The sequence below is a fragment of the Neobacillus sp. 114 genome, from assembly GCF_030127045.1.
GTDB lineage: Bacteria > Bacillota > Bacilli > Bacillales > Cytobacillaceae > Neobacillus > Neobacillus rhizophilus.
On record NZ_CP126144.1, the window covers coordinates 2,131,629 to 2,154,372 of the forward strand.

The 22,744-nt window shown below is 43.3% G+C and carries 24 protein-coding genes; all 24 read left to right on the forward strand.

Annotated features, from left to right (window positions below; genetic code table 11):
* Window positions 1-53: 53 nt before the first annotated feature.
* On the forward strand, window positions 54-716 hold the full coding sequence (gene sdaAB, locus QNN06_RS10705) for an L-serine ammonia-lyase, iron-sulfur-dependent subunit beta (protein ID WP_284037539.1): 663 nt from the start codon (window positions 54-56) through the stop codon (window positions 714-716).
* A 27-nt stretch (window positions 717-743) separates the two neighbouring features.
* The gene (sdaAA, locus tag QNN06_RS10710) at window positions 744-1,628 is read left to right on the forward strand and encodes an L-serine ammonia-lyase, iron-sulfur-dependent, subunit alpha (RefSeq protein WP_284037540.1); all 885 of its coding nucleotides are present in this window, start codon (window positions 744-746) and stop codon (window positions 1,626-1,628) included.
* The gene (gene recG, locus QNN06_RS10715; RefSeq protein ID WP_284037541.1) at window positions 1,625-3,673 is read left to right on the forward strand and encodes an ATP-dependent DNA helicase RecG; all 2,049 of its coding nucleotides are present in this window, start codon (window positions 1,625-1,627) and stop codon (window positions 3,671-3,673) included. The genes sdaAA and recG overlap by 4 nt, the downstream gene beginning before the upstream one ends.
* Window positions 3,674-3,998: 325 nt before the next feature.
* A complete protein-coding gene (gene fapR, locus QNN06_RS10720; protein WP_213116362.1) occupies window positions 3,999-4,565 on the forward strand; it encodes a transcription factor FapR in 567 nt (188 codons plus the stop codon).
* A 12-nt stretch (window positions 4,566-4,577) separates the two neighbouring features.
* The gene (gene plsX / locus QNN06_RS10725) at window positions 4,578-5,579 is read left to right on the forward strand and encodes a phosphate acyltransferase PlsX (protein ID WP_284037542.1); all 1,002 of its coding nucleotides are present in this window, start codon (window positions 4,578-4,580) and stop codon (window positions 5,577-5,579) included.
* 13 nt (window positions 5,580-5,592) lie between these two features.
* A complete protein-coding gene (gene fabD / locus QNN06_RS10730) occupies window positions 5,593-6,540 on the forward strand; it encodes an ACP S-malonyltransferase (RefSeq protein WP_284037543.1) in 948 nt (315 codons plus the stop codon).
* Window positions 6,537-7,280, forward strand: a complete 744-nt coding sequence (gene fabG / locus QNN06_RS10735; RefSeq protein WP_284037544.1) for a 3-oxoacyl-[acyl-carrier-protein] reductase — start codon at window positions 6,537-6,539, stop codon at window positions 7,278-7,280. Before fabD ends, fabG begins: the two co-directional genes overlap by 4 nt.
* Window positions 7,281-7,345: 65 nt before the next feature.
* Window positions 7,346-7,579, forward strand: coding sequence for an acyl carrier protein (gene acpP / locus QNN06_RS10740; protein WP_213116358.1), 234 nt, complete (start codon window positions 7,346-7,348; stop codon window positions 7,577-7,579).
* Between the two features lie 152 nt (window positions 7,580-7,731).
* Window positions 7,732-8,478, forward strand: a complete 747-nt coding sequence (rnc, locus tag QNN06_RS10745; RefSeq protein ID WP_213116357.1) for a ribonuclease III — start codon at window positions 7,732-7,734, stop codon at window positions 8,476-8,478.
* Between the two features lie 51 nt (window positions 8,479-8,529).
* Window positions 8,530-12,096: a chromosome segregation protein SMC gene (gene smc, locus QNN06_RS10750; RefSeq protein ID WP_284037545.1), complete on the forward strand. Its 3,567-nt coding sequence runs from the start codon at window positions 8,530-8,532 to the stop codon at window positions 12,094-12,096.
* A 17-nt stretch (window positions 12,097-12,113) separates the two neighbouring features.
* A complete protein-coding gene (gene ftsY, locus QNN06_RS10755) occupies window positions 12,114-13,100 on the forward strand; it encodes a signal recognition particle-docking protein FtsY (RefSeq protein WP_284037546.1) in 987 nt (328 codons plus the stop codon).
* 136 nt (window positions 13,101-13,236) lie between these two features.
* Window positions 13,237-13,569 (forward strand): putative DNA-binding protein, encoded by a 333-nt coding sequence (locus QNN06_RS10760; RefSeq protein ID WP_213116354.1) that lies wholly within the window; start codon window positions 13,237-13,239, stop codon window positions 13,567-13,569.
* Between the two features lie 12 nt (window positions 13,570-13,581).
* The gene (ffh, locus tag QNN06_RS10765; RefSeq protein WP_213116353.1) at window positions 13,582-14,934 is read left to right on the forward strand and encodes a signal recognition particle protein; all 1,353 of its coding nucleotides are present in this window, start codon (window positions 13,582-13,584) and stop codon (window positions 14,932-14,934) included.
* Window positions 14,935-15,178: 244 nt separating this feature from the next.
* A complete protein-coding gene (rpsP, locus tag QNN06_RS10770; RefSeq protein WP_213116352.1) occupies window positions 15,179-15,451 on the forward strand; it encodes a 30S ribosomal protein S16 in 273 nt (90 codons plus the stop codon).
* 13 nt (window positions 15,452-15,464) lie between these two features.
* Window positions 15,465-15,695 carry a KH domain-containing protein gene (locus QNN06_RS10775; RefSeq protein WP_213116351.1) on the forward strand — a complete coding sequence of 77 codons (231 nt, stop codon included), beginning with the start codon at window positions 15,465-15,467 and terminating at the stop codon, window positions 15,693-15,695.
* Window positions 15,696-15,777: 82 nt separating this feature from the next.
* Window positions 15,778-16,167 (forward strand): YlqD family protein, encoded by a 390-nt coding sequence (locus QNN06_RS10780; RefSeq protein ID WP_213116350.1) that lies wholly within the window; start codon window positions 15,778-15,780, stop codon window positions 16,165-16,167.
* A gap of 6 nt (window positions 16,168-16,173) precedes the next feature.
* Window positions 16,174-16,692, forward strand: a complete 519-nt coding sequence (rimM, locus tag QNN06_RS10785) for a ribosome maturation factor RimM (RefSeq protein WP_213116349.1) — start codon at window positions 16,174-16,176, stop codon at window positions 16,690-16,692.
* On the forward strand, window positions 16,692-17,432 hold the full coding sequence (gene trmD / locus QNN06_RS10790; RefSeq protein WP_213116914.1) for a tRNA (guanosine(37)-N1)-methyltransferase TrmD: 741 nt from the start codon (window positions 16,692-16,694) through the stop codon (window positions 17,430-17,432). The genes rimM and trmD overlap by 1 nt, the downstream gene beginning before the upstream one ends.
* A gap of 142 nt (window positions 17,433-17,574) precedes the next feature.
* Entirely contained in the window at window positions 17,575-17,919 is a 345-nt protein-coding gene (gene rplS, locus QNN06_RS10795) for a 50S ribosomal protein L19 (RefSeq protein WP_213116348.1), read from the forward strand.
* Between the two features lie 156 nt (window positions 17,920-18,075).
* Window positions 18,076-18,636, forward strand: a complete 561-nt coding sequence (lepB, locus tag QNN06_RS10800) for a signal peptidase I (protein WP_213116347.1) — start codon at window positions 18,076-18,078, stop codon at window positions 18,634-18,636.
* 42 nt (window positions 18,637-18,678) lie between these two features.
* Window positions 18,679-19,548, forward strand: coding sequence for a ribosome biogenesis GTPase YlqF (gene ylqF / locus QNN06_RS10805; RefSeq protein WP_217032878.1), 870 nt, complete (start codon window positions 18,679-18,681; stop codon window positions 19,546-19,548).
* 56 nt (window positions 19,549-19,604) lie between these two features.
* Window positions 19,605-20,402 (forward strand): ribonuclease HII, encoded by a 798-nt coding sequence (locus tag QNN06_RS10810; RefSeq protein ID WP_217032876.1) that lies wholly within the window; start codon window positions 19,605-19,607, stop codon window positions 20,400-20,402.
* 209 nt (window positions 20,403-20,611) lie between these two features.
* The gene (sucC, locus tag QNN06_RS10815) at window positions 20,612-21,772 is read left to right on the forward strand and encodes an ADP-forming succinate--CoA ligase subunit beta (protein WP_284037547.1); all 1,161 of its coding nucleotides are present in this window, start codon (window positions 20,612-20,614) and stop codon (window positions 21,770-21,772) included.
* Window positions 21,773-21,795: 23 nt separating this feature from the next.
* Entirely contained in the window at window positions 21,796-22,698 is a 903-nt protein-coding gene (gene sucD, locus QNN06_RS10820) for a succinate--CoA ligase subunit alpha (RefSeq protein WP_213116343.1), read from the forward strand.
* Window positions 22,699-22,744 lie beyond the last annotated feature (46 nt).

Here is a 22,744-nt window from a genome sequence, read left to right on the forward strand (position 1 = left end):
ACTAACTATTTTTTAATAAAGATAGAAAGACATAGGCAAGGGGGAATAGATTCATGAAGTATAGAAGTGTGTTTGATATCATTGGCCCGGTCATGATTGGCCCATCAAGCTCTCACACTGCCGGTGCTGCGAGAATCGGCCGCGTCGCTAGAAGTTTATTTGGCAGGGAGCCAAAATGGGCAAATATTTCGTTATACGGATCCTTCGCGCAAACGTACAAGGGTCACGGTACGGATGTTGCGATTGTGGGCGGATTATTGGATTTCGATACGGACGATAAAAGGATTATCAATGCTATTGAGATTGCTGAAGAACACGGAATGAAAATTCGCTTCATTGAAGAGGATGCTGTTACAGACCACCCCAATACCGCTAGAATCATAATTGGCGATCACAATGGGGAGCTTGAATTGGTAGGCATTTCCATTGGCGGAGGAAAGATTGAAATCATCGAGTTGAACGGTTTTGAATTGAAGCTTTCTGGCAATCACCCTGCCATCTTAGTTGTTCATAATGACCGGTTCGGTGCCATTGCAAGTGTCGCCAATACACTGGCGAAATATGAAATAAATATCGGCCATATGGAGGTTTCCCGTAAGGAAGTCGGAAAAATGGCCCTGATGACAATTGAGGTCGACCAAAATATTGATGATACCCTGATCGAGGAACTCGAACAGCTGCCAAACATCTTGAAGGTAACAAAAATTGTTGATTAAACATACACAGCGAAAGGGGGGCATTTTATGTTTCGTAATGTTGCAGAATTAATAGAACTGGCCAACAGTCAAAATAAAAAAATTTCCGAAATTATGATTGAGCAGGAAGTCACCGTAACGGGACGGTCCAAGGAAGAAGTAATCGGCTTTATGGACCGTAACCTCAAAGTGATGGAAGAAGCAGTTGAACGCGGATTGAAAGGGGTTACATCTGTTACCGGCTTAACAGGCGGAGATGCAGTACTATTGCAAAAATATATTGAAAAAGGCAATTTCTTATCCGGTGAAACGATTCTCGATGCCGTCAGCCGGGCTGTCGCAACAAATGAAGTAAATGCGGCGATGGGTACGATTTGTGCCACACCGACTGCCGGATCAGCAGGTGTCGTTCCGGGGACGTTGTTTGCTGTAAAGAAAAAGCTAAACCCAACAAGAGAGCAAATGATTTCGTTTTTATTTACCGCCGGAGCGTTCGGCTTTGTTGTCGCAAACAATGCCTCCATATCCGGTGCTGCAGGGGGCTGCCAAGCCGAGGTGGGATCTGCAGCTGGAATGGCCGCAGCGGCAATCGTCGAAATGGCCGGCGGAACACCGGAACAATGTGCCGAAGCAATGGCCATCACATTAAAAAATATGCTTGGCTTAGTTTGTGACCCGGTTGCCGGTCTTGTGGAAGTACCTTGTGTAAAACGAAATGCCATGGGTGCAGCCAATGCCATGGTAGCCGCAGATATGGCACTCGCCGGAATCAAGAGCCGAATTCCATGTGATGAAGTGATTGACGCAATGTATAGAATCGGCCAATCAATGCCAACAGCCTTAAAAGAAACAGCGCAGGGAGGGTTAGCGGCAACACCAACTGGCCGGGCGCTGCAGGCCAAAATTTTCGGAATGCCGCTTACAGAAAAGTGAATTCATATCTAAACCAGCCAATAACAGTTATAAAGGGCATTGGTGACGAAACGGCGGAAATTTTTTCAGAAATGAACATTTTCAACATTCATGATTTACTGGAGTATTTTCCCTATCGTTATGAGGATTACCGCCTTCGCGATTTGATGGAAGTACAACATGACGAGAAAGTGACGATCGAAGGGAAGGTTCAAAGTGAGCCTTCTCTTGTCTATTATGGCAGGAAGAAGTCAAAGCTCTCCTTCCGCTTTTTTGCAGGACAATACTTAATCAAAGTCGTTTTCTTTAACCAGCCCTATTTAAAAAATAAAATCACCATCAATGAAACGTTAACAATTACGGGAAAGTGGGATGCCCATCGGCAGACGATTACTGCCAGTGAACTCCAGATAGGGGAAAATGTGAAAGGTAAAGATTTTGAACCTGTATATTCTCTTAAAGGAAGACTGACAACAAAGGGCATGCGCAAATTTATTAACTTAGCTTTTCAACAATTTGGAGCGTATATTGATGAAACGCTGCCGGATTACTTCATAACAAAATATCGGCTTTTAAACCGGAGAGATGCCATAAAAGCGATGCATTTTCCTGGCGGCGGGGAGGATCTCAAGCAGGCAAGACGACGCTTTGTGTACGAGGAATTTCTAATCTTTCAGCTAAAAATGCAGGCACTTCGGAAGTTTGAGCGTGAGCATTCACCCGGAATCAGCCAAAACTATGACCTTGGGAAATTGAAGGAATTCATCGTCCGCCTGCCGTTCCCATTAACAAATGCCCAGAAACGAGTAGTAAATGAAATACTATCCGACCTTAAGTCGCCTTATCGAATGAACCGCCTTCTGCAGGGAGATGTTGGATCAGGAAAAACGGTGGTGGCAGCGGTTGGTCTGTACGCAAGTGTAACGTCAGGCTATCAGGGGGCGCTGATGGTACCGACGGAAATATTGGCCGAGCAGCATGCAGAATCATTGAAAACCTTATTGGAACCCTTTGGAATAAAATGTGAATTGCTGACAAGTTCCATAAAAGGAAAGCGCCGCCGGGAAATCCTTGAGCAGCTTACGGAGGGAAATATTGATATCTTAATAGGGACACATGCGCTAATTCAGGATGAGGTAACATTTAAGAAATTAGGTTTTGTTATTACCGATGAGCAGCATCGTTTCGGTGTGGAGCAGCGCCGTATCCTAAGGGAAAAGGGAGAAAATCCTGATGTGCTGTTCATGACTGCCACCCCGATACCCCGGACGCTTGCCATTACCGTTTTTGGCGAGATGGATGTATCCATCATTGACGAAATGCCTGCTGGCAGGAAAACAATTGAAACCTATTGGGCCAAGCCAGAAATGCTTGAACGGGTATTGGCATTCGTAGAAAAAGAATTACGGAAGGGCCATCAGGCATACGTCATTTGTCCATTAATTGAGGAATCGGAAAAGCTTGATGTGCAAAATGCTATTGATGTGCATGCAACATTAAGCGGCTATTTTCAAAATCGCTTTACAGCAGGGCTGATGCATGGGCGATTAAGCTCTGAAGAAAAGGATTCCGTTATGAAGGCGTTCAGTGCAAACGAGGTTCAAGTGCTCGTCTCGACAACTGTAGTTGAGGTTGGCGTGAATGTGCCCAATGCAACAGTCATGGTTATTTATGATGCAGAAAGATTTGGTCTCTCCCAGCTTCACCAGCTCCGTGGCCGTGTCGGCCGGGGAAGTGATCAATCCTATTGCATTTTGCTGGCCAGTCCAAAATCAGAGACAGGCCAGGAAAGAATGCGGATCATGACGGAAACCAATGATGGTTTTGTATTAAGTGAAAAAGATTTGGAGCTAAGGGGACCGGGAGACTTTTTTGGCAAAAAACAAAGCGGCATGCCAGAATTTAAAGTGGCTGATATGGTTCATGACTACCGCGCCCTCGAAACCGCAAGAAGCGACGCCGCCACCCTAATCCAGTCCGAAACCTTCTGGAAATCGGAAGAATATCAATTGTTAAGAAGCCAGCTAGAAGAATCTGGGGTCCTTGAAGGAGAAAAGCTGGATTAATTTTTTGCTGCGTACAAATTGCAACCGGTTGATTGGAGCGGAAGGGGCTCGACTCCTGCGGGAGTACGGGACAGGGGAGACCCCGCAGGAGCGCAGCGACGAGGAGGCTCCCCGAACCGCCCGCGGAAAGCGAGCCCCTCGGGACAGGCAAAGAGCAGCCTGTCCCTGCGATGATTATTCTAAAGGAGCTTTCCTTAGTGGAGCGTAAATCAACATCTCATAAGTAAAAAGCAGACTGCAGGAGAAAACTAATCCTTGCAATCTGCTTTTTTAAATTTTATACTACTCTTAGTACCTAGTCATAAGTTTTCGGACGGTGTGAAAAATGAGAAGAAGCAAAAAAGAACGTCAGCAGCTGCTTAGCTCAACCATTCAAGAGAATCCATTTATTACAGATGAAGAGCTTGCTGAAAAGTTTCAGGTAAGTGTCCAAACGATTCGATTAGACCGCCTGGAATTATCGATACCCGAACTTCGCGAACGAATTAAAACAGTTGCAGAAAAACGCTTCGATGATGAGGTTCGTTCCCTTCCGCTTGAAGAGGTAATCGGGGAAATCATTGATATGGAACTAGACCAGAGCGCCATCTCCATTTTTGATGTAAAAGAGGAGCATGTTTTTAAACGAAACCAAATTGCCCGGGGCCATCACTTATTTGCCCAGGCAAATTCGCTTGCTGTTGCTGTCATTAACGATGAATTAGCATTAACGGCAAAAGCCAACATCCAATTTAAGCGTTCCGTAAGATTAAATGAACGGGTCATTGCCAAAGCCAGGGTCATGAATATTGATGATGTGACGGGCCGGACGTTGGTCCAGGTATCAAGCTTCGTAAATAATGAACTTGTATTTACGGGTGATTTTCAAATGTACCGTTCGAAAAACAACTAAAGGATGAGACATATGAAACTTGCGATTGATGCAATGGGCGGAGATAATGCCCCAAAGGAAATCGTTTTGGGAGCCATGAAGGCGGTAGAAACCTTTCCAGACTTACATATCACCCTTGTCGGGGATGAAAATAAAATTAACGAAACTTTAAAGAAACATGACCGGATCACGGTTTTACATACGACAGAAGTTATTCTCGGAACAGATGAACCTGTAAGAGCAGTCCGCCGAAAAAAAACGGCCTCTATGGTTCTAGCGGCGCAACAAGTTGCCGATGGTGCAGCAGATGCCTGTTTGTCCGCAGGGAATACGGGTGCGCTTATGGCTGCCGGACTTTTTGTGGTCGGAAGAATTGAAGGAATTGACCGGCCTGCCTTAGCCCCAACTCTGCCAACCATAGGTGGGGAAGGATTTTTATTGCTTGATGTGGGCGCTAATGCCGATGCCAAACCGGAACATCTGGTGCAGTATGCCATCATGGGCTCCATTTATAGTAAAAAAGTAAGAGGGATTGAGAGTCCGCGTGTCGGACTTTTAAATATTGGAACAGAAGAGAAGAAAGGCAATGAACTAACAAGACATGCCTTTGATCTTTTAAAACAGGCCGATTTGAATTTTGTTGGCAATGTCGAGGCCCGTGATCTGCTTGATGGCGTCGCTGATGTCGTCGTAACGGATGGTTTTACAGGTAACATGGTATTGAAAACCATTGAGGGAACGGCCCTTTCCATGTTTAAAATGTTGAAAACAGCGCTGATGAGCAGTTTTACAAGCAAGCTGGCAGCAGCCGTTTTAAAACCGAATTTAATGCAGTTAAAAGGTAAGCTGGATTATTCAGAATATGGCGGGGCAGGGTTATTTGGCTTAAAGGCACCGGTTATTAAGGCGCATGGTTCGTCAAATGCCCAGGCTGTCTTTAGTGCCATCCGCCAGACAAGAGAGATGGTTACAAACGATGTAGTCGGCTTAATTAAACAAACAGTCGAAGCAAATAACGAAACTATAGTACGATAGGGGGATTCTTATTTTGAGTAAAATAGCTTTTGTGTTTCCTGGGCAAGGTTCCCAAACAGTTGGAATGGGTAAAGACTTGGCAGAAAAATATCCTGAAGTGATGTCCTATTTTAAAAAGGCGGATGAAACTCTTAAAGTCCCTTTAAGCCAGCTGATTTTTGAAGGGCCTAAAGAAGATTTGACACTGACAATTAATACACAGCCAGCCCTTTTAACAACCAGTTTGGCGGTCTTATCGTTCTTCCAAAATTCAGGGGTTAAACCAGACTTTGTCGCCGGTCACAGCTTAGGGGAGTATACAGCCCTTGTAGCGGCAGGCGTGATGAGTTTTGAAGAAGGCGTATATGCCGTTAGAAAAAGAGGCGAGTTCATGGAAAATGCCGTGCCTAATGGGGAAGGCTCCATGGCGGCAGTTCTTGGTCTTGATCGGGATAAGTTAGCTGCGGTAACCGAAGAAGTGACAAATGAGGGCAATCCGGTGGCCCTGGCCAATTTAAATTGCCCAGGGCAGATTGTCATTTCCGGATCCAAAAAGGGTGTTGAAGATGCAGGAGCGAAAGCAAAAGAGGCAGGTGCCAAAAGGGTCCTGCCATTGGAAGTGAGTGGTCCGTTCCATTCACCGCTGATGAAGCCTGCATCCGGACAATTGCGTGAAGTTTTAGATGGAATCGATATGAAAGATGCGGAGGTACCGGTAGTTGCTAACGTATCTGCTGAGCCGGTAACCTCCGCAGCTGAAATTAAGGATAAGTTAATTGAACAGCTATATTCACCTGTTTTATGGGAAGACTCTGTTCAAAAAATGATTGAATTAGGTGTCGATACCTTTATTGAAATTGGTCCGGGCAAGGTTCTTTCCGGCTTGATCAAGAAAATCGATAAAACGGTGAAAATCTATTCTGTATCAGATGAGGAAAGTTCACTCGCAGTAATCGACGCGTTGAAGGAGGAAAAGCTATGAGTTTAGCAGGAAAAGCTGCTCTTGTTACCGGTGCATCACGGGGAATCGGCAGGGAAATCGCTCTTGAATTGGCAAGGCAGGGCGCAAATGTAGCTGTTAATTTTTCCGGAAGTGAAGCTAAGGCAAATGAAGTTGTCGACGAGATTAAGGCGCTCGGCCAAGAAGCTTTCGCGATTAAATGTAATGTTTCAAATACTGAAGAAGTAAGTGAAATGGTCAAGGCAGTTATTGAGCAATTTGGCAGGCTCGACATCCTTGTTAATAATGCTGGAATAACAAGGGATAATTTGTTAATGAGAATGAAGGAAGAAGAATGGGATGATGTCCTCAATATTAATCTCAAGGGAGTCTTCCTGGTCACAAAGGCTGTTACAAGACAGATGATGAAACAGCGGGTTGGCAGAATTATTAATATTTCCTCTGTTGTCGGCGAAAGCGGAAATCCTGGACAGGCCAATTATGTGGCAGCGAAAGCCGGTGTGATTGGTTTAACGAAAACAACCGCAAAGGAACTGGCGTCCCGCAATATTACGGTTAATGCGATCGCCCCAGGGTTTATTACAACAGATATGACCGATAAACTGCCTGAGGATGTAAAAGCGGAAATGTTAAAACAAATTCCGTTAGCTAGACTTGGCGAACCAAAGGACATCGCCAAAGCCGCAACATTTCTTGCTTCCGATGATTCTGCATACATTACAGGACAAACGCTGCATATCAACGGCGGCATGGTAATGTAAAAAATAAAAAACAATTTGTATTCATCCAGGAAAATCACTATAATACTTGAGGGGAGGTGAAAGTGATGGCAGAAGTATTAGAGCGTGTAACAAAGATCATCGTTGACCGTTTAGGAGTAGACGAATCTCAAGTTAAACTTGAAGCGTCTTTCAAAGACGACCTTGGCGCAGATTCCCTTGACGTTGTAGAACTAGTGATGGAATTAGAAGATGAATTCGATATGGAAATTTCCGATGAAGATGCCGAAAAAATCAGCACTGTTGGTGATGCTGTGACCTACATAGAAAGCCAAAAGTAATCTTCTTGGAATAATTCCTAAAGCTCCGTTTTCAAACGGAGCTTTATTCTGTAATATAGAACTTGGCACAACAATTGCCAAGTTTCTTTGCGTTTTAAACGTAAATTACTTAAACTTAGGCTATGCAAATTGGAAACAAGGTGGAGAATTTAATGCGCAAGAACTGGAAGGAAAAAGAAATTAACAATCGCGCAAACGAAAAACAATTTAAAGAACTGCAAAATTCAATCGGTGTCATTTTTGAAAACGAAAAATTACTAAAACAGGCTTTCACCCATTCATCATATGTGAATGAGCATCGCAGAAAACCTTTTGAAGATAATGAGAGGCTCGAATTTTTAGGAGACGCTGTGCTAGAACTGACGATCTCCCAATTCCTTTTTAAAAAATATCCGACTATGACCGAAGGAGAATTGACCAAGCTTAGAGCAGCCATAGTATGCGAACCATCCCTGGTAGCATTTGCGAATGAACTTCATTTTGGCAAACTAATCTTGCTTGGCAAGGGTGAAGAAATGACCGGCGGCAGGGAGCGCCCTGCTCTTTTGGCCGATGTGTTTGAAGCGTTCATCGGCGCTCTCTATTTGGATAAAGGAATCGAAGTGGTTATTCAGTTTCTTGAAAAGGTAGTTTTTCCTAAAATTGATGCTGGTGCTTTTTCTCATGTGATGGATTTTAAAAGCCAATTGCAGGAGCTAATCCAAAGAGATGGATCGGGCATGATTGAATATTGTGTCCTTCAGGAAAAAGGCCCTGCCCATAATAAGGAGTTTGTCTCTAAAGTGACTTTAAACGGCGATGAGCTGGGAGTGGGTACAGGAAGGTCGAAAAAGGAAGCAGAACAGCATGCTGCTCAAATGGCACTACAAATGTTAAAAAATGAGTCAGCCCAGAATTAACAAAAAAAGTTTTTGAGGAGAAATCCCCGGGCATTTTAGGAGGATTAATGAATGTTTTTAAAACGGTTGGACATTATTGGCTTTAAATCCTTTGCGGAGCGAGTTGGCGTGGAGTTTGTCCCTGGCATTACCGCAGTGGTTGGTCCAAATGGGAGCGGCAAAAGTAATATTACTGATGCCATCCGCTGGGTGTTAGGGGAGCAATCGGCCAAATCACTAAGGGGAAGCAAGATGGAGGACATCATCTTTGCCGGCAGCGATACGAGAAAAGCGCTCAATTTTGCCGAAGTAACCTTGACATTAGATAATCAGGATCAGGGGCTCTCGATTGATTATAACGAAGTAAGTGTCACGAGAAGGGTGACTCGCTCAGGGGATAGCGATTTTTATATTAATAAACAGCACTGCAGGCTTAAGGATATTATTGATTTATTCATGGATTCCGGCCTTGGCAGAGAAGCCTTCTCAATCATAAGCCAAGGAAAGGTAGAAGAAATTTTAAACAGCAAGGCTGAAGACCGAAGGACTATTTTTGAGGAAGCGGCCGGGGTATTAAAATATAAAAACCGCAAAAAAAAGGCAGAATTTAAGCTTTCAGAAACCCAGGAGAACCTTAATCGGGTTCATGACATTTTATTTGAGCTGGAAAGCCAGGTAGAACCTTTAAAAATCCAGGCATCCATGGCCAAAGACTATTTGGAGAAAAAGGAAGAGCTTGAAAAATTCGAGGTTTCGTTGACGGTGTATGAAATCGAAGACCTCCATCAAAAGTGGGAAAGTCTTTCGAAACAGCTTGATGAGCATCAACACAAAGAACTTGGGATTTCTTCGGATTTGCAGCTAAAAGAAGCAAAGATTGTTGAAATAAGGGATCAAATTGCTGCGTTGGATGAGTCGATAACCGACCTTCAGAATGTCCTCCTTCATGCCAGCGAAGAGCTTGAAAAGCTTGAAGGGCGTAAAGAGGTTCTGAAAGAACGGAAGAAAAACGCATCGCAAAATAAAGATCAGCTCAAGCAAAATATTACTGATTTAACGAATCGTATCGCCGAGCTGTCAGGTGCCCGGGACTTGCAAATTGAGACTTTCAACACATTGGAGAAACAGGTTAAGGAATTGCAGGCCCAACTGAAGGAAAAGCAAGAGAAGCTTCATTTGTTTGCGGAAAATCTTGATGAGAAAATTGATAGCTTAAAGAGTGAGTATATCGACCTGTTAAATGAGCAGGCAGGTGCAAAAAATGAGTGGAAATACATCAACGAACAGCTTGAGCAGCAGGATCATAAAAGTACGCGGCTTGATGCGGAAAATGAAAAATTCCTGTTAGAACGGGAGGCGGCTCTTACTAAAAAGCAGCAGGTTCAATCTTCTTTAGTTGCTGTTCAGGCTAAGCTGGAAGCACAGGTCGTAACGTTCCGCGAGCAGCAGCGAAAGCTGGAGTCACTCAGGGCCAATTACCAAAAACAGGAGAAAACATTATACCAAGCATATCAGCTGCTTCAGCAGGCAAAATCAAAAAAAGAAATGCTGGAAGAAATGGAAGAGGACTTTGCAGGCTTTTTTCAAGGGGTTAAGGAAATCCTTAAGGAGCGTGGAAAAAAGCTTGCCGGCATTGAAGGTGCCGTTGCAGAACTCGTCACTGTTCCGAAGGAATATGAAACAGCCCTTGAAACAGCCTTCGGCGGGGCTCTACAGCATATCGTCGTAGATACTGAGGAAAACGCCCGCAAGGCAATTGGATACCTAAAACAAAATTCCTTTGGCCGCGCCACCTTCTTACCATTAACGGTCATTAAAGGAAGGCCCTTATCAGCGGCTCAATTGAATTTAATACAACACCATCCAGCTTTAATCGGAACGGCCGTAAGCCTCGTTCAGTTTGACGGGAAATATGCAGAGGTTATGAATAATCTCCTTGGTAATGTAGTCATCGCAAAGGACCTAAAAGGGGCTAATGAACTGGCAAAGATGCTGCAATATCGGGTACGCCTGGTAACCCTAGACGGGGACGTCGTAAATCCTGGCGGTTCGATGACAGGTGGTGCCGTCAAACAAAAAAGTTCATCTTTATTATCACGAAAAACAGAGCTAGAGGGTTTAAAAGAAAAACTGGTCATCATGGAAGATAAAACGGCTGATTTAGAGAAGACCGTTAAATCCCTGAAAGAGGAAGTGCAGACCTCAGAAGCTGCGCTTGAGGAAATCCGCAAATCCGGGGAGGATTTAAGACTATCGGAGCAGTCGATTAAAGGGGATTTACGAGAAGCGGAGCTTGAAGAAAAGAATATTAATGACCGACTGGCCATTTATGATTTGGAAAAGAATCAAATAGCCAAAGACCGTTCAGAACTTTTGGCAAGAAAAACGAAGGTGTCCGACTCACTCGAAACATTTAAAAAGACCATTGCTGACCTGGATCAGAAAATCCTGATCCTGACAAATCAAAAGACACAGGATTTAACATCCAAAGAATCGCTCACCACTGCGATAAATGAACTTAAGATTGAATTTGCCTCAAAAAATGAACAGTTTTTACATGCAAAAGAACGGCTCGAGCAAATGAAGCGGGATATCGTTGAAAACGAACAAAAGCTGACTATTTTCACCGAGGACCTGAATTTCCTGACAGCGGAAATGACCAACAGTTCAACCGGTGAGGAGCAGCTAGAGGAAGCCGCCAAACGCAAGCAGCAGGACAAAGAAAATACGCTTAAGCTGATTGCGGCCAGGAGACAGGAACGCCTAGAGCTGCAAGGCGACCTGGAGAATTTGGAGCTTGAAACAAAGGAATTAAAACGAGTTCATAAAGGATTAACCATCGCCATCAAGGACGAGGAAGTAAAAATGAACCGTTTGGATGTAGAGCTGGAAAACAGGCTGACGCACCTTAGAGAGGAGTATTTATTATCCTTTGAGGGAGCCAAGGAGCAATTCCCACTAACTGTTTCGGTCGAGGAAGCACGCAAAAAGGTGAAATTGATTAAGCTTGCCATTGAAGAGCTAGGCCATGTTAATCTTGGTGCGATTGAAGAATATGAACGGGTATCGGAACGCTATGAATTTCTAAGTGAACAAAAGGCTGATCTTCAAGAAGCAAAGGATACACTATTCCAGGTCATTGGAGAAATGGATGAAGAGATGAAGAAACGGTTCAGCCAAACCTTCGAGGGAATCCGGGAACATTTTGAACCGGTTTTTCGGGCGTTATTTGGCGGCGGCCGCGCAGACCTAATCTTAACAGAGCCAGAAGATCTCTTGAATACCGGTGTTGAAATCGTTGCCCAGCCGCCTGGTAAAAAACTGCAAAATTTAGGGCTTTTGTCTGGGGGAGAGCGGGCCTTAACGGCAATTGCTCTGTTATTTTCGATTTTAAAGGTACGGCCTGTTCCATTCTGTATCCTTGATGAGGTTGAAGCCGCCTTAGATGAGGCCAATGTCCACCGTTTCAGTCAATATTTAAAACGCTTTAGTAAGGAAACCCAGTTTATTGTTATCACTCATCGAAAAGGGACAATGGAGGGTGCCGATGTCCTTTACGGGGTGACAATGCAGGAATCCGGCGTATCAAAGCTTGTATCGGTCCGCTTGGAGGATACCAAAGAACTAGTAGAATCATAAGGTCAGGAAGTGAGAAAATGAGTTTTTTTAAAAAATTAAAAGAAAAGATTACAAAGTCGACGGATAATGTAACAGAAAAATTTAAGGAAGGACTCACCAAAACAAGGGACAGCTTTTCCGGCAAGGTCACCGACCTGATTGCAAGATACCGGAAAGTCGACGAGGAATTCTTTGAAGAGCTCGAAGAAATCTTAATCCAGGCGGATGTCGGTTTTGATACAGTTATGGAGCTGATTGATGAGCTGAAAATGGAGGTAAAGCGCCAAAATATTCAGGACCCTGTTGAAGTCCAAAGTGTCATCTCTGAAAAGCTGGTCGATATTTATAATTCCGGGGAAGAACAATCATCGCAATTAAATATACAGAAGGATGGACTGACGGTAATTCTATTCGTCGGAGTAAATGGTGTCGGTAAAACTACAACCATCGGCAAGCTTGCCTATAAGTTTAAGTCCGAGGGAAGAAAAGTAATATTAGCGGCTGGAGACACCTTCCGTGCCGGTGCGATTGATCAGCTTGAGGTTTGGGGAGACCGAGTGGGAGTCGAAACCATTAAGCAGGCTGAGGGCTCAGATCCGGCAGCTGTCATGTATGATGCCATCCAGGCCGCAAAATCAAGAAACGCTGATATTCTCCTCTGCGATACAGCCGGCAGATTGCAAAACAAAGTAAACCTGATGAAAGAGCTTGAAAAGGTGAAGCGGGTAATTGAAAGGGAAATCCCGGGTGCGCCGCACGAAGTTCTCTTGGTGCTTGATGCCACAACCGGCCAAAACGCACTCATTCAGGCAAAAACCTTTAAAGAAGCCACCAATGTAAGCGGAATTGTCCTGTCCAAACTCGACGGAACCGCCAAAGGCGGAATCGTCCTAGCAATCCGCAACGAATTGAAAATCCCCGTTAAATTCGTAGGACTAGGAGAAAAAATGGACGACCTGCAAGAATTCGACGCCGAAAAATACGTCTATGGACTATTCGCGGAGCAGATTGAAAAGTCTGAATAGAATAATGTCCAGCTTCAGCGCCTTTTCGAGGCGCTTCCGCTTTTCTTTTTGTAAAGATGTTTTGCTTGACACTAACTGTTCGCCCATGTAAACTACTTCGTAAAGGCTTTTCGCTTTACAAAAAGGGGGATGCAGCATGCTTGAAAAGACGACACGAATGAACTACCTGTACGACTTCTATCATTCGCTGTTAACGCCAAAGCAGCAAAGCTATATGTCTCTCTATTATTTGGACGACTACTCACTCGGTGAAATCGCCGAAGAATACGAAGTCAGCCGTCAGGCCGTTTATGATAATATCAAACGGACAGAGGCAATGCTCGAGGAGTACGAAGAAAAGCTATTATTATTTCAAAAATTTCAGGAACGCAACCGGCTCGTCAAGCTTCTGAAAGAACTGCTCGATGAAGAGCAGCCAAGCAAGCAGGCGATGCAAGCCACAATCGCTGAGCTGGAGAATTTAGATTAGGAGTTGGGATAAATGGCGTTTGAAGGATTAGCCGACCGACTGCAAAATACAATCCAAAAAATCCGCGGCAAAGGGAAAGTCTCTGAAGCGGATGTAAAAGAAATGATGCGTGAAGTGCGTCTCGCCTTGCTTGAGGCGGACGTTAACTTCAAGGTCGTCAAAGATTTTGTTAAAAAGGTAAGCGAACGCGCCGTTGGACAAGAGGTACTAAAGAGCTTAACTCCCGGACAGCAAATCATTAAAATCGTTAATGAAGAATTAACGGAATTAATGGGCGGAGAGCAAAGCAAAATTGCTGTGTCAAATCGCCCGCCAACCGTTATCATGATGGTCGGTCTGCAGGGGGCTGGTAAAACAACGACCTCAGGGAAGCTGGCTAATTTGCTGCGGAAGAAGTATAACAAACAGCCGATGCTCGTTGCTGCCGATATTTATCGCCCAGCCGCAATCAAACAGCTTGAAACACTAGGCAAGCAATTAAACATGCCTGTTTTCTCCCTTGGTGACAAGGTAAGTCCGGTTGAGATTGCCAGACAAGCTATCGTCAAAGCCAAAGAGGAGCATCATGATTATGTTCTGATCGATACTGCCGGCCGGCTCCATGTTGATGAGACCTTAATGAACGAACTAAAGGACATTAAGGAACTGACCAAGCCGGATGAAATCTTTCTAGTTGTCGATGCGATGACAGGTCAAGATGCTGTCAACGTGGCACAAAGCTTTAATGAACAGCTTGGCCTGACTGGGGTCGTGCTGACAAAGCTTGACGGTGATACAAGGGGCGGTGCTGCTCTGTCTATCCGGTCCGTCACTCAGACACCAATTAAATTTATTGGTATGGGTGAAAAGATGGATGCCTTGGAACCGTTCCATCCGGAGCGAATGGCATCACGAATTTTGGGCATGGGTGATGTGCTGACCTTAATTGAAAAAGCACAGGCCAATATCGACGAAGAAAAAGCCAAAGAGCTTGAGCAGAAAATGCGGACAGCGTCGTTTACACTTGATGATTTTCTCGACCAGTTAGGGCAGGTCCGCCAACTTGGTCCGCTTGACGAACTGTTAAAGATGATGCCTGGCGCTAATAAAATCAAAGGTTTGAACAATCTGCAAATCGATGAAAAGCAAATAGCCCATGTTGAGGCCATTATCAGGTCGATGACTAAACAAGAAAAGCTTCACCCCGAAATCATGAACTCAAGCCGCAAACGCCGGATTGCCGCAGGAAGCGGACGTACCGTTGCCGAGGTAAACCGTCTGTTAAAACAGTTTGAGGACATGAAGAAAATGATGAAGCAAATGACTGGCATGCAGCAAAAAGCCAAGAAAAAAGGCGGATTTAAATTTCCTTTTAAGCCGTTTTAATTCGAAATGCGGAAGCGCCTTGTTCAGGGGCGACAGGCATAAGACGAGCCTTCTTGACGGATTGGCTTATGACCCCGAGCCCCTAGGCGCTGGAGCTGGACACCAGTCTAAGTTCATGTTTGCATTCTGTTTTAATTCTGTAATATTTGGAAATAATAACTGTAAAGAAAAAACACTTTACAAATAAAAAAACAATTGGTATTATACTATCTTGTGTGAAACTATTCGGAGGTGCTTATTTAAAATGGCAGTAAAAATTCGTTTAAAGCGTATGGGAGCTAAGAAAACTCCTTTCTATCGTATTGTAGTAGCAGATTCTCGTTCACCACGTGATGGACGTTTCATCGAAACAGTTGGAACTTACAACCCAGTTGCTGAACCAGCTTTAGTTCAAATCAACGAAGAACTAGCTCTTAAGTGGTTGCAAAACGGCGCGAAGCCATCTGATACAGTACGTAACTTGTTCTCAAAACAAGGCATTATGGAAAAATTCCACAATGCAAAATTAAGCAAGTAATCGTGGAGAAGCGATGAAAGAACTGATCGAAACGATTGTTAAGCCCCTTGTTGATTTTCCTGAGGAAGTTCGGGTTGAAACCATTGAAGATGATACTCGAATTACCTATCACTTAACCGTCAATAAAACGGACATCGGTAAGGTAATTGGCAAGCAGGGGCGTGTTGCAAAGGCCATTAGGACTGTTGTCTACGCAGCAGGATCATCACAACAAAAGAAGATTTTCTTGGAAATTGGTGAATAGCTTTTTGCATCAAGAAAGAAAGGGAGGGATTAAAGTCCTCCCTTTTTTGTTAGTTGTTCAAATTTTTAAGGGGGCAATAAACATGCAAATTATTCAACACGTTGTGGTGAAGCAAGTCTTAACCGAAAAAAGCAAACAACAGCTTTTTGACAAGTATCATGCAAGGAAACGGCAGTTTGAAAAAGAATGCGACCAGCTTCAATTCGAATTAAAACGCTTGGAAAAATCGAAAAACTACCCTCAGGGCACACTAAAAAAGCACTTTGAAAAAGAAATTGAAATGAGACGGGAAAAAATAAAATTACTTGATTTTCAAATAGAACAATTACATATCCTACCAATAGGCAGTGAATTAAAGGAAAAGGAAGTCCAGGCTCTCATTGAGGTTAAAGCAGGGGACCTTTGGATTGACCAAGATTTACAGCCTGAGATTATTATTAAAGATGGTATCATTGAGGAAATTAGAAGGTGAGTACATATGGAAAGATGGTTCAATGTTGGTAAAATAGTCAATACCCATGGTATAAAAGGAGAAGTCCGCGTCATTTCGAAAACCGATTTTCCGGGAGAGCGCTATAAACCGGGGAATACATTATATTTATTTCAAAAGGCATCAAGCACACCGCTTGAATTAACCGTTAAAAGCCACCGCAGCCATAAAAACTTTGATTTGCTTGTTTTTGAAGGGTATGAAAATATTAACCTGGTGGAGAAGTTTCGTGAAGGAATTTTGAAGGTTCCGGAGTCACAGCTAAGTGAACTAGAGGAAGATGAATTCTATTATCATGAAATTATCGGCTGTCTCGTAGCCACTATAGATGGGGAAGAGATTGGAAAAATTACTGAAATCCTTACTCCGGGTGCGAACGATGTTTGGGTGGTCAAAGGAAAAGACGGAAAAGAGGTTTTAATCCCGTATATCCATGATGTTGTCAAGAAAGTGGATGTAAAGGAAAAGGTTGTCCTTATTGAACCAATGGAAGGACTTTTGTCATGATGCAAATCGACATTCTTACCCTTTTTCCTGAGATGTTTACCGGGGTACTTGGGAGTTCGATTTTAAGCAAAGCAGCGGAAAAGTCAGCTGTCCAATACAATGTCGTTAACTTCCGTGAATTCTCCGATAACAAGCATTCCACAGTGGATGATTATCCATACGGAGGCGGTGCTGGCATGGTTTTAAAACCGCAGCCGATTTTTGATGCGGTTGCCTCTCTTACAGAACAGGCTAACACCAGCCGCCCAAGAATCATTTTGCTTTGCCCTCAAGGGGAGCGCTACAGCCAAAGGAAAGCGGAAGAATTGGCCGGTGAGGAACATCTGATATTTATTTGCGGTCATTATGAAGGCTATGATGAAAGGATCAGGGAGCATTTGGTCACCGATGAAATATCAATAGGCGACTATGTTTTAACAGGTGGTGAGCTTGGTGCCATGGTTGTGATTGATAGTGTTGTCCGTCTGCTCCCCGAGGTGCTTGGCAATCAAGAATCCCATATTAAGGATTCGTTTAGTACAGGTCTGCTTGAACACCCTCACTATACAAGGCCTGCTGATTTCCGCGGCATGAAGGTGCCGGATGTACTATTATCCGGCAATCACAAGTTAATTGAAGAATGGCGCAATAAAGAAACCCTAAGAAGAACTCTATTAAGAAGACCTGACCTATTTGAAAAAATAGAACTAACACCAGACCAACAAAAGTGGCTGGAAGAAGTAAAAAAAGAATACGAGTAGTATTGCAGGGTCTTTAAGATTATGTTATGATATTTCTTGTGACTTGAGCTGAGTCTCTCAGTTTAATGTCTTATAACGATGTTCCGCTGCAATTGATAAATTCTTGGTATGCATGAGCGTCTGTTGGAAGGAGTTGAAAACGATGCATAAATTAATAGAAGAAATCACGAAGGAACAACTTCGTTCTGACCTTCCTGCGTTCCGTCCTGGTGACACTGTACGTGTTCACGTTAAGGTTGTCGAGGGTACTCGTGAGCGTATTCAGTTATTTGAAGGTGTTGTGATTAAGCGTCGTGGTGGTGGTATCAGCGAAACTTTCACAGTTCGTAAAATTTCTTACGGTGTAGGCGTTGAGCGTACATTCCCTGTACACACACCAAAAATCGCGAAACTTGAAGTGATTCGCCGCGGTAAAGTTCGCCGTGCTAAGCTTTACTACTTGCGTGAACTACGCGGTAAAAAAGCTCGTATTAAAGAAATTCGCTAATAAGAAAAAGAGAGCTTGCTCTGCAAGCTCTTTTTTTATCTATTAACAAATTATTAAATTTGATAAAAAACTTTAATCCCCTCGTGTTAATTAGTTGCAAGTTATGTAAAATAGGCTTTATAAGACATTTTTTACTGGATTGGTGGGGACAAAAGAATGGCAAAAAAGAAAAATGAATTTTGGGAATGGACAAAAGCGCTTTTAATTGCTGTCATCCTGGCAGCAGTAATTCGCTATTTTCTCTTTGCACCGATAGTAGTGGACGGCTTATCAATGATGCCTACTTTAAAAAATCAGGATCGTATGATTGTTAATAAGTTGAGTTATAAAATAGGTGAACCGCATCGATTCGACATCATTGTTTTTCATGCACCTGAGCATAAAGATTACATAAAACGGGTCATTGGTCTTCCAGGAGATAGAATTGAATATAAGAATGATACTTTATATGTGAATGGCAAAGCGTATAAAGAGCCATATTTGGATGAATATAAAAAACAAGTGGAGGACGGTCCATTAACAGACTCCTTCACATTGGAAGAAACACCGGTCGGTCAAATTACAGTTCCAAAAGGGGAATTATTTGTAATGGGTGATAACCGCCGCTTCAGCAAAGATTCCCGTCATATCGGATCCGTTCCAATGAGCAAAGTCATTGGCAAGACAAGCATCGTCTACTGGCCGCTAAACGATGCCCATATAGTTTCTGTGAAATAAATAATATTTTTGCAGAGTGTATAGTAAAAGGAGGTGACTGCTTTGACGATTCAATGGTTTCCCGGTCACATGGCTAAGGCTCGCAGAGAGGTCACGGAAAAATTAAAATTAGTTGATATCATTTTTGAATTAGTAGATGCCAGAATTCCATACTCATCAAGAAATCCGATGATAGATGAAATCATTCAACATAAACCGCGTTTGGTGTTATTGAATAAAGCGGATATGGCCGATAAGAATGTTACCAAGGAATGGATTGCCTTTTTTGCCAAAAAAGGTGTGAAGGCACTGGCGATTAATTCCCAGGCAGGAGAAGGAATGAAGGAAATTGCCAATGCTGCCCAGGAAATTTTGAAAGAAAAATTTGACCGCATGCGGGCAAAAGGAGTAAAGCCGAGAGCGATCCGGGCCATGATTGTCGGCATTCCCAATGCCGGTAAATCAACACTCATTAACCGCCTGGCGAAAAAAAATATCGCCAAAACTGGCAATACCCCGGGTGTGACGAAATCCCAGCAGTGGATAAAAGTAGGCAAAGAAATGGAGCTTCTAGATACTCCGGGAATATTATGGCCAAAGTTTGAGGATCAAGAGGTCGGCATGAAATTGGCGATCACTGGGGCAATAAAGGATACGCTCTTAAATCTGCAGGACTTGACCGTTTACGCACTGGATTTTTTAGAGCGAGAATATCCCGAACGCTTGACGGAGCGCTATAAGTTTACCGAAATTCCGGATGACGTTGTCCTTAAGTTCGACCACATCGGCAAGCTTCGCGGCTGCCTGATGGGCGGAGGAATGGTAGACTACGATAAAGTGGCGGAATTGGTGATCAGAGAAACCCGTTCCGAGAAGTTTGGTCCTCTATCATTCGAAAGGCCCAAGGATTTTCAAACAGAAAATGAAGAATAACGAAAAGCTCTCCTAATGGGGAGCTTTATTAACGCTAACCTAAAAGGTGAATAAGAATGAAACGTTTGTCGATTACAGAAATTGAAGAACAGCTGAATAACATTAAAGCAGATAACGACCCTTTCCTAATTAGTCTAGAAGGAGATGAGCGAAAAGGGGTGCAAACCTGCCTAGCGAGATGGAAGAAGCAGCGGGCCCAAGAAAACGACCTTGCGGAGAAATTTTTTGAAATGACGACCTTTGAGCGTAAATACCGCGGTCAAGGCTTTCAGTATATCGCTGGTGTGGACGAAGTGGGCAGGGGGCCGCTGGCTGGTCCGGTTGTGTCCGCAGCGGTCATTTTGCCGACGGATTTTTTCCTGCCAGGGATTGATGATTCGAAAAAGCTGTCTGAAAAAAAACGGCTTGAATTTGATGAAATCATTAGGAGAGAGGCGCTTGCATTCAGCGTGGCCATGGTTCATGCTCCAGTAATAGACGAAATCAATATCTATCAGGCAACTAAAAAAGCAATGAAATCGGCTATTGCAGGTCTAGGAACAAACCCGGATGTAGTGCTCATCGATGCCATGAAACTTGACACTCCTTACCTGACAGAATCGATCATTAAAGGGGACGCCAAAAGTATTTCGATTGCAGCCGCATCTATTGTGGCTAAAACAGCAAGAGATTCCCTTATGAAAGAAATTTCGGGGCGGTTTCCGCAATATGGTTTTCAAGAAAACGCAGGCTATGGAACGAAGGAACACCTGCTTGCGATTAACAAGTATGGAATCACTCCTTATCATCGTAAGAGCTTCTCACCCATCAAGGATACTTTGACAAATCAATTATCGTTTTCGTTGGGTACATAAATCTAGCTTAGGTGATTTATAATAAAACAGGCTGAATAAAGCCTGTTTTTTATTTTTGGAAAATAATAGTTTTGCATTATATAACTAATTATTTTCCTTGATTTTTATATAAATATTATTTATAGCATAATGGTGGACAAGGTTTGTTTCATTATATAAAATGTAAACGGAGTCAAATTTTTTGAACAGTTTGATTAGGAGGATGGGAAATGAATATCCATGAGTATCAGGGGAAAGAAATCCTCAGAAAATATGGGGTAGCGGTTCCGAATGGAAAAGTGGCTTTCACTGTTGAAGAAGCAGTTGAAGCAGCGAAAGAATTAGGCACACAAGTATGTGTGGTAAAAGCGCAAATCCACGCAGGCGGACGGGGAAAAGCCGGCGGTGTTAAGGTTGCCAAAAACCTTGATGAGGTTCGTACATATGCCAGCGAAATTCTTGGTAAAACATTGGTTACACACCAAACAGGACCTGAAGGTAAAGAAGTTAAGCGTCTCCTAATTGAAGAGGGCTGCGACATTAAAAAAGAATACTACATTGGATTAGTATTAGATCGTGCTACTTCCCGCGTGGTATTAATGGGTTCTGAAGAGGGCGGAACAGAAATCGAAGAAGTTGCCGCTAATACACCTGAGAAAATTTTCAAAGAGGAAATTGATCCAGTTCTTGGATTAATGCCATTCCAAGCACGTCGTTTGGCATTTAATATCAATATTCCAAAGGAATTAGTCAATAAAGCTGTTAAGTTTATGACAGGCCTTTACAACGCTTATATTGACAATGATTGCTCAATTGCCGAAATCAACCCGTTAGTTGTAACTGGCGATGGTAACGTTATGGCATTAGATGCAAAATTAAACTTCGATTCCAATGCACTGTACCGTCAAAATGAGGTTTTAGATTATCGTGACCTTGAAGAAGAAGATCCAAAAGAAATCGAAGCTTCCAAGTATGACTTAAGCTATATCGCATTAGACGGCAATATCGGCTGTATGGTTAACGGTGCCGGACTGGCAATGGCTACAATGGATATCGTTAAGCACTATGGCGGCGAACCGGCAAACTTCCTTGATGTTGGCGGCGGTGCAACAGCTGAGAAGGTTACGGAAGCATTTAAAATTATCCTTTCCGATCCAAACGTAAAAGGTATTTTTGTTAATATCTTCGGCGGTATCATGAAGTGTGATGTCATTGCTGATGGAGTAGTAGAAGCAGCAAAACAAGTTGGCCTATCTATTCCGCTTGTCGTTCGTTTAGAGGGAACAAATGTTGACTTAGGTAAGAAAATCCTATCTGAGTCAGGTCTTAATATCACAGCTGCTGAATCCATGGCAGACGGCGCACAAAAAATCGTTTCATTAGTGAAATAGGATCAAGAGAAAGGGGAATTAACGTGAGCGTTTTTATTAATAAAGACACAAAAGTAATTGTTCAAGGTATTACAGGCGGAACTGCCCGTTTCCATACAAAGCAGATGCTTGAATACGGTACACAAATCGTCGGCGGAACTTCACCAGGCAAAGGCGGCCAAGAGGTGGAAGGTGTTCCTGTTTTCAATACTGTGAAAGAGGCAGTTGAAGCAACAGGCGCAAATGCATCCGTTATTTATGTTCCAGCACCATTTGCTGCAGATTCCATTATCGAAGCGGTTGATGCTGAACTAGATCTTGCTATTTGTATTACAGAGCATATTCCTGTATTGGATATGGTGAAAGTTAAGCGTTACATGGAAGGCAAGAAGACTCGCTTAGTGGGTCCAAACTGCCCTGGAGTTATTACAGCTGATGAGTGTAAAATCGGTATTATGCCTGGCTACATTCACACTAAAGGACATGTTGGCGTTGTTTCCCGCTCTGGTACTTTAACATATGAAGCTGTTCATCAATTAACTCAAGCAGGTATTGGCCAGACAACTGCAGTTGGTATTGGCGGAGACCCTGTTAACGGAACAAACTTCATCGATGTATTAAAAGCATTCAATGAAGATCCTGAAACATATGCGGTTATCATGATTGGTGAAATCGGTGGAACAGCAGAAGAGGAAGCGGCTGAGTGGGTTAAAGCAAACATGACTAAGCCTGTTGTCGGCTTCATCGGCGGACGTACTGCACCTCCTGGAAAGCGCATGGGCCATGCTGGTGCGATTATTTCCGGCGGAAAAGGTACTGCTGATGAAAAAATCCGCGTTATGAACGAATGCGGCATGAAAGTAGCTGCTACACCTTCCGTAATGGGTGAAACTTTAATTGAAGTACTTAAAGAACAAGGCTTATACGAAAAGTGTAAGACTCACTAAAATACACCATGATCAACAGATAGTCCCTCATACTTTGAGGGGCTAT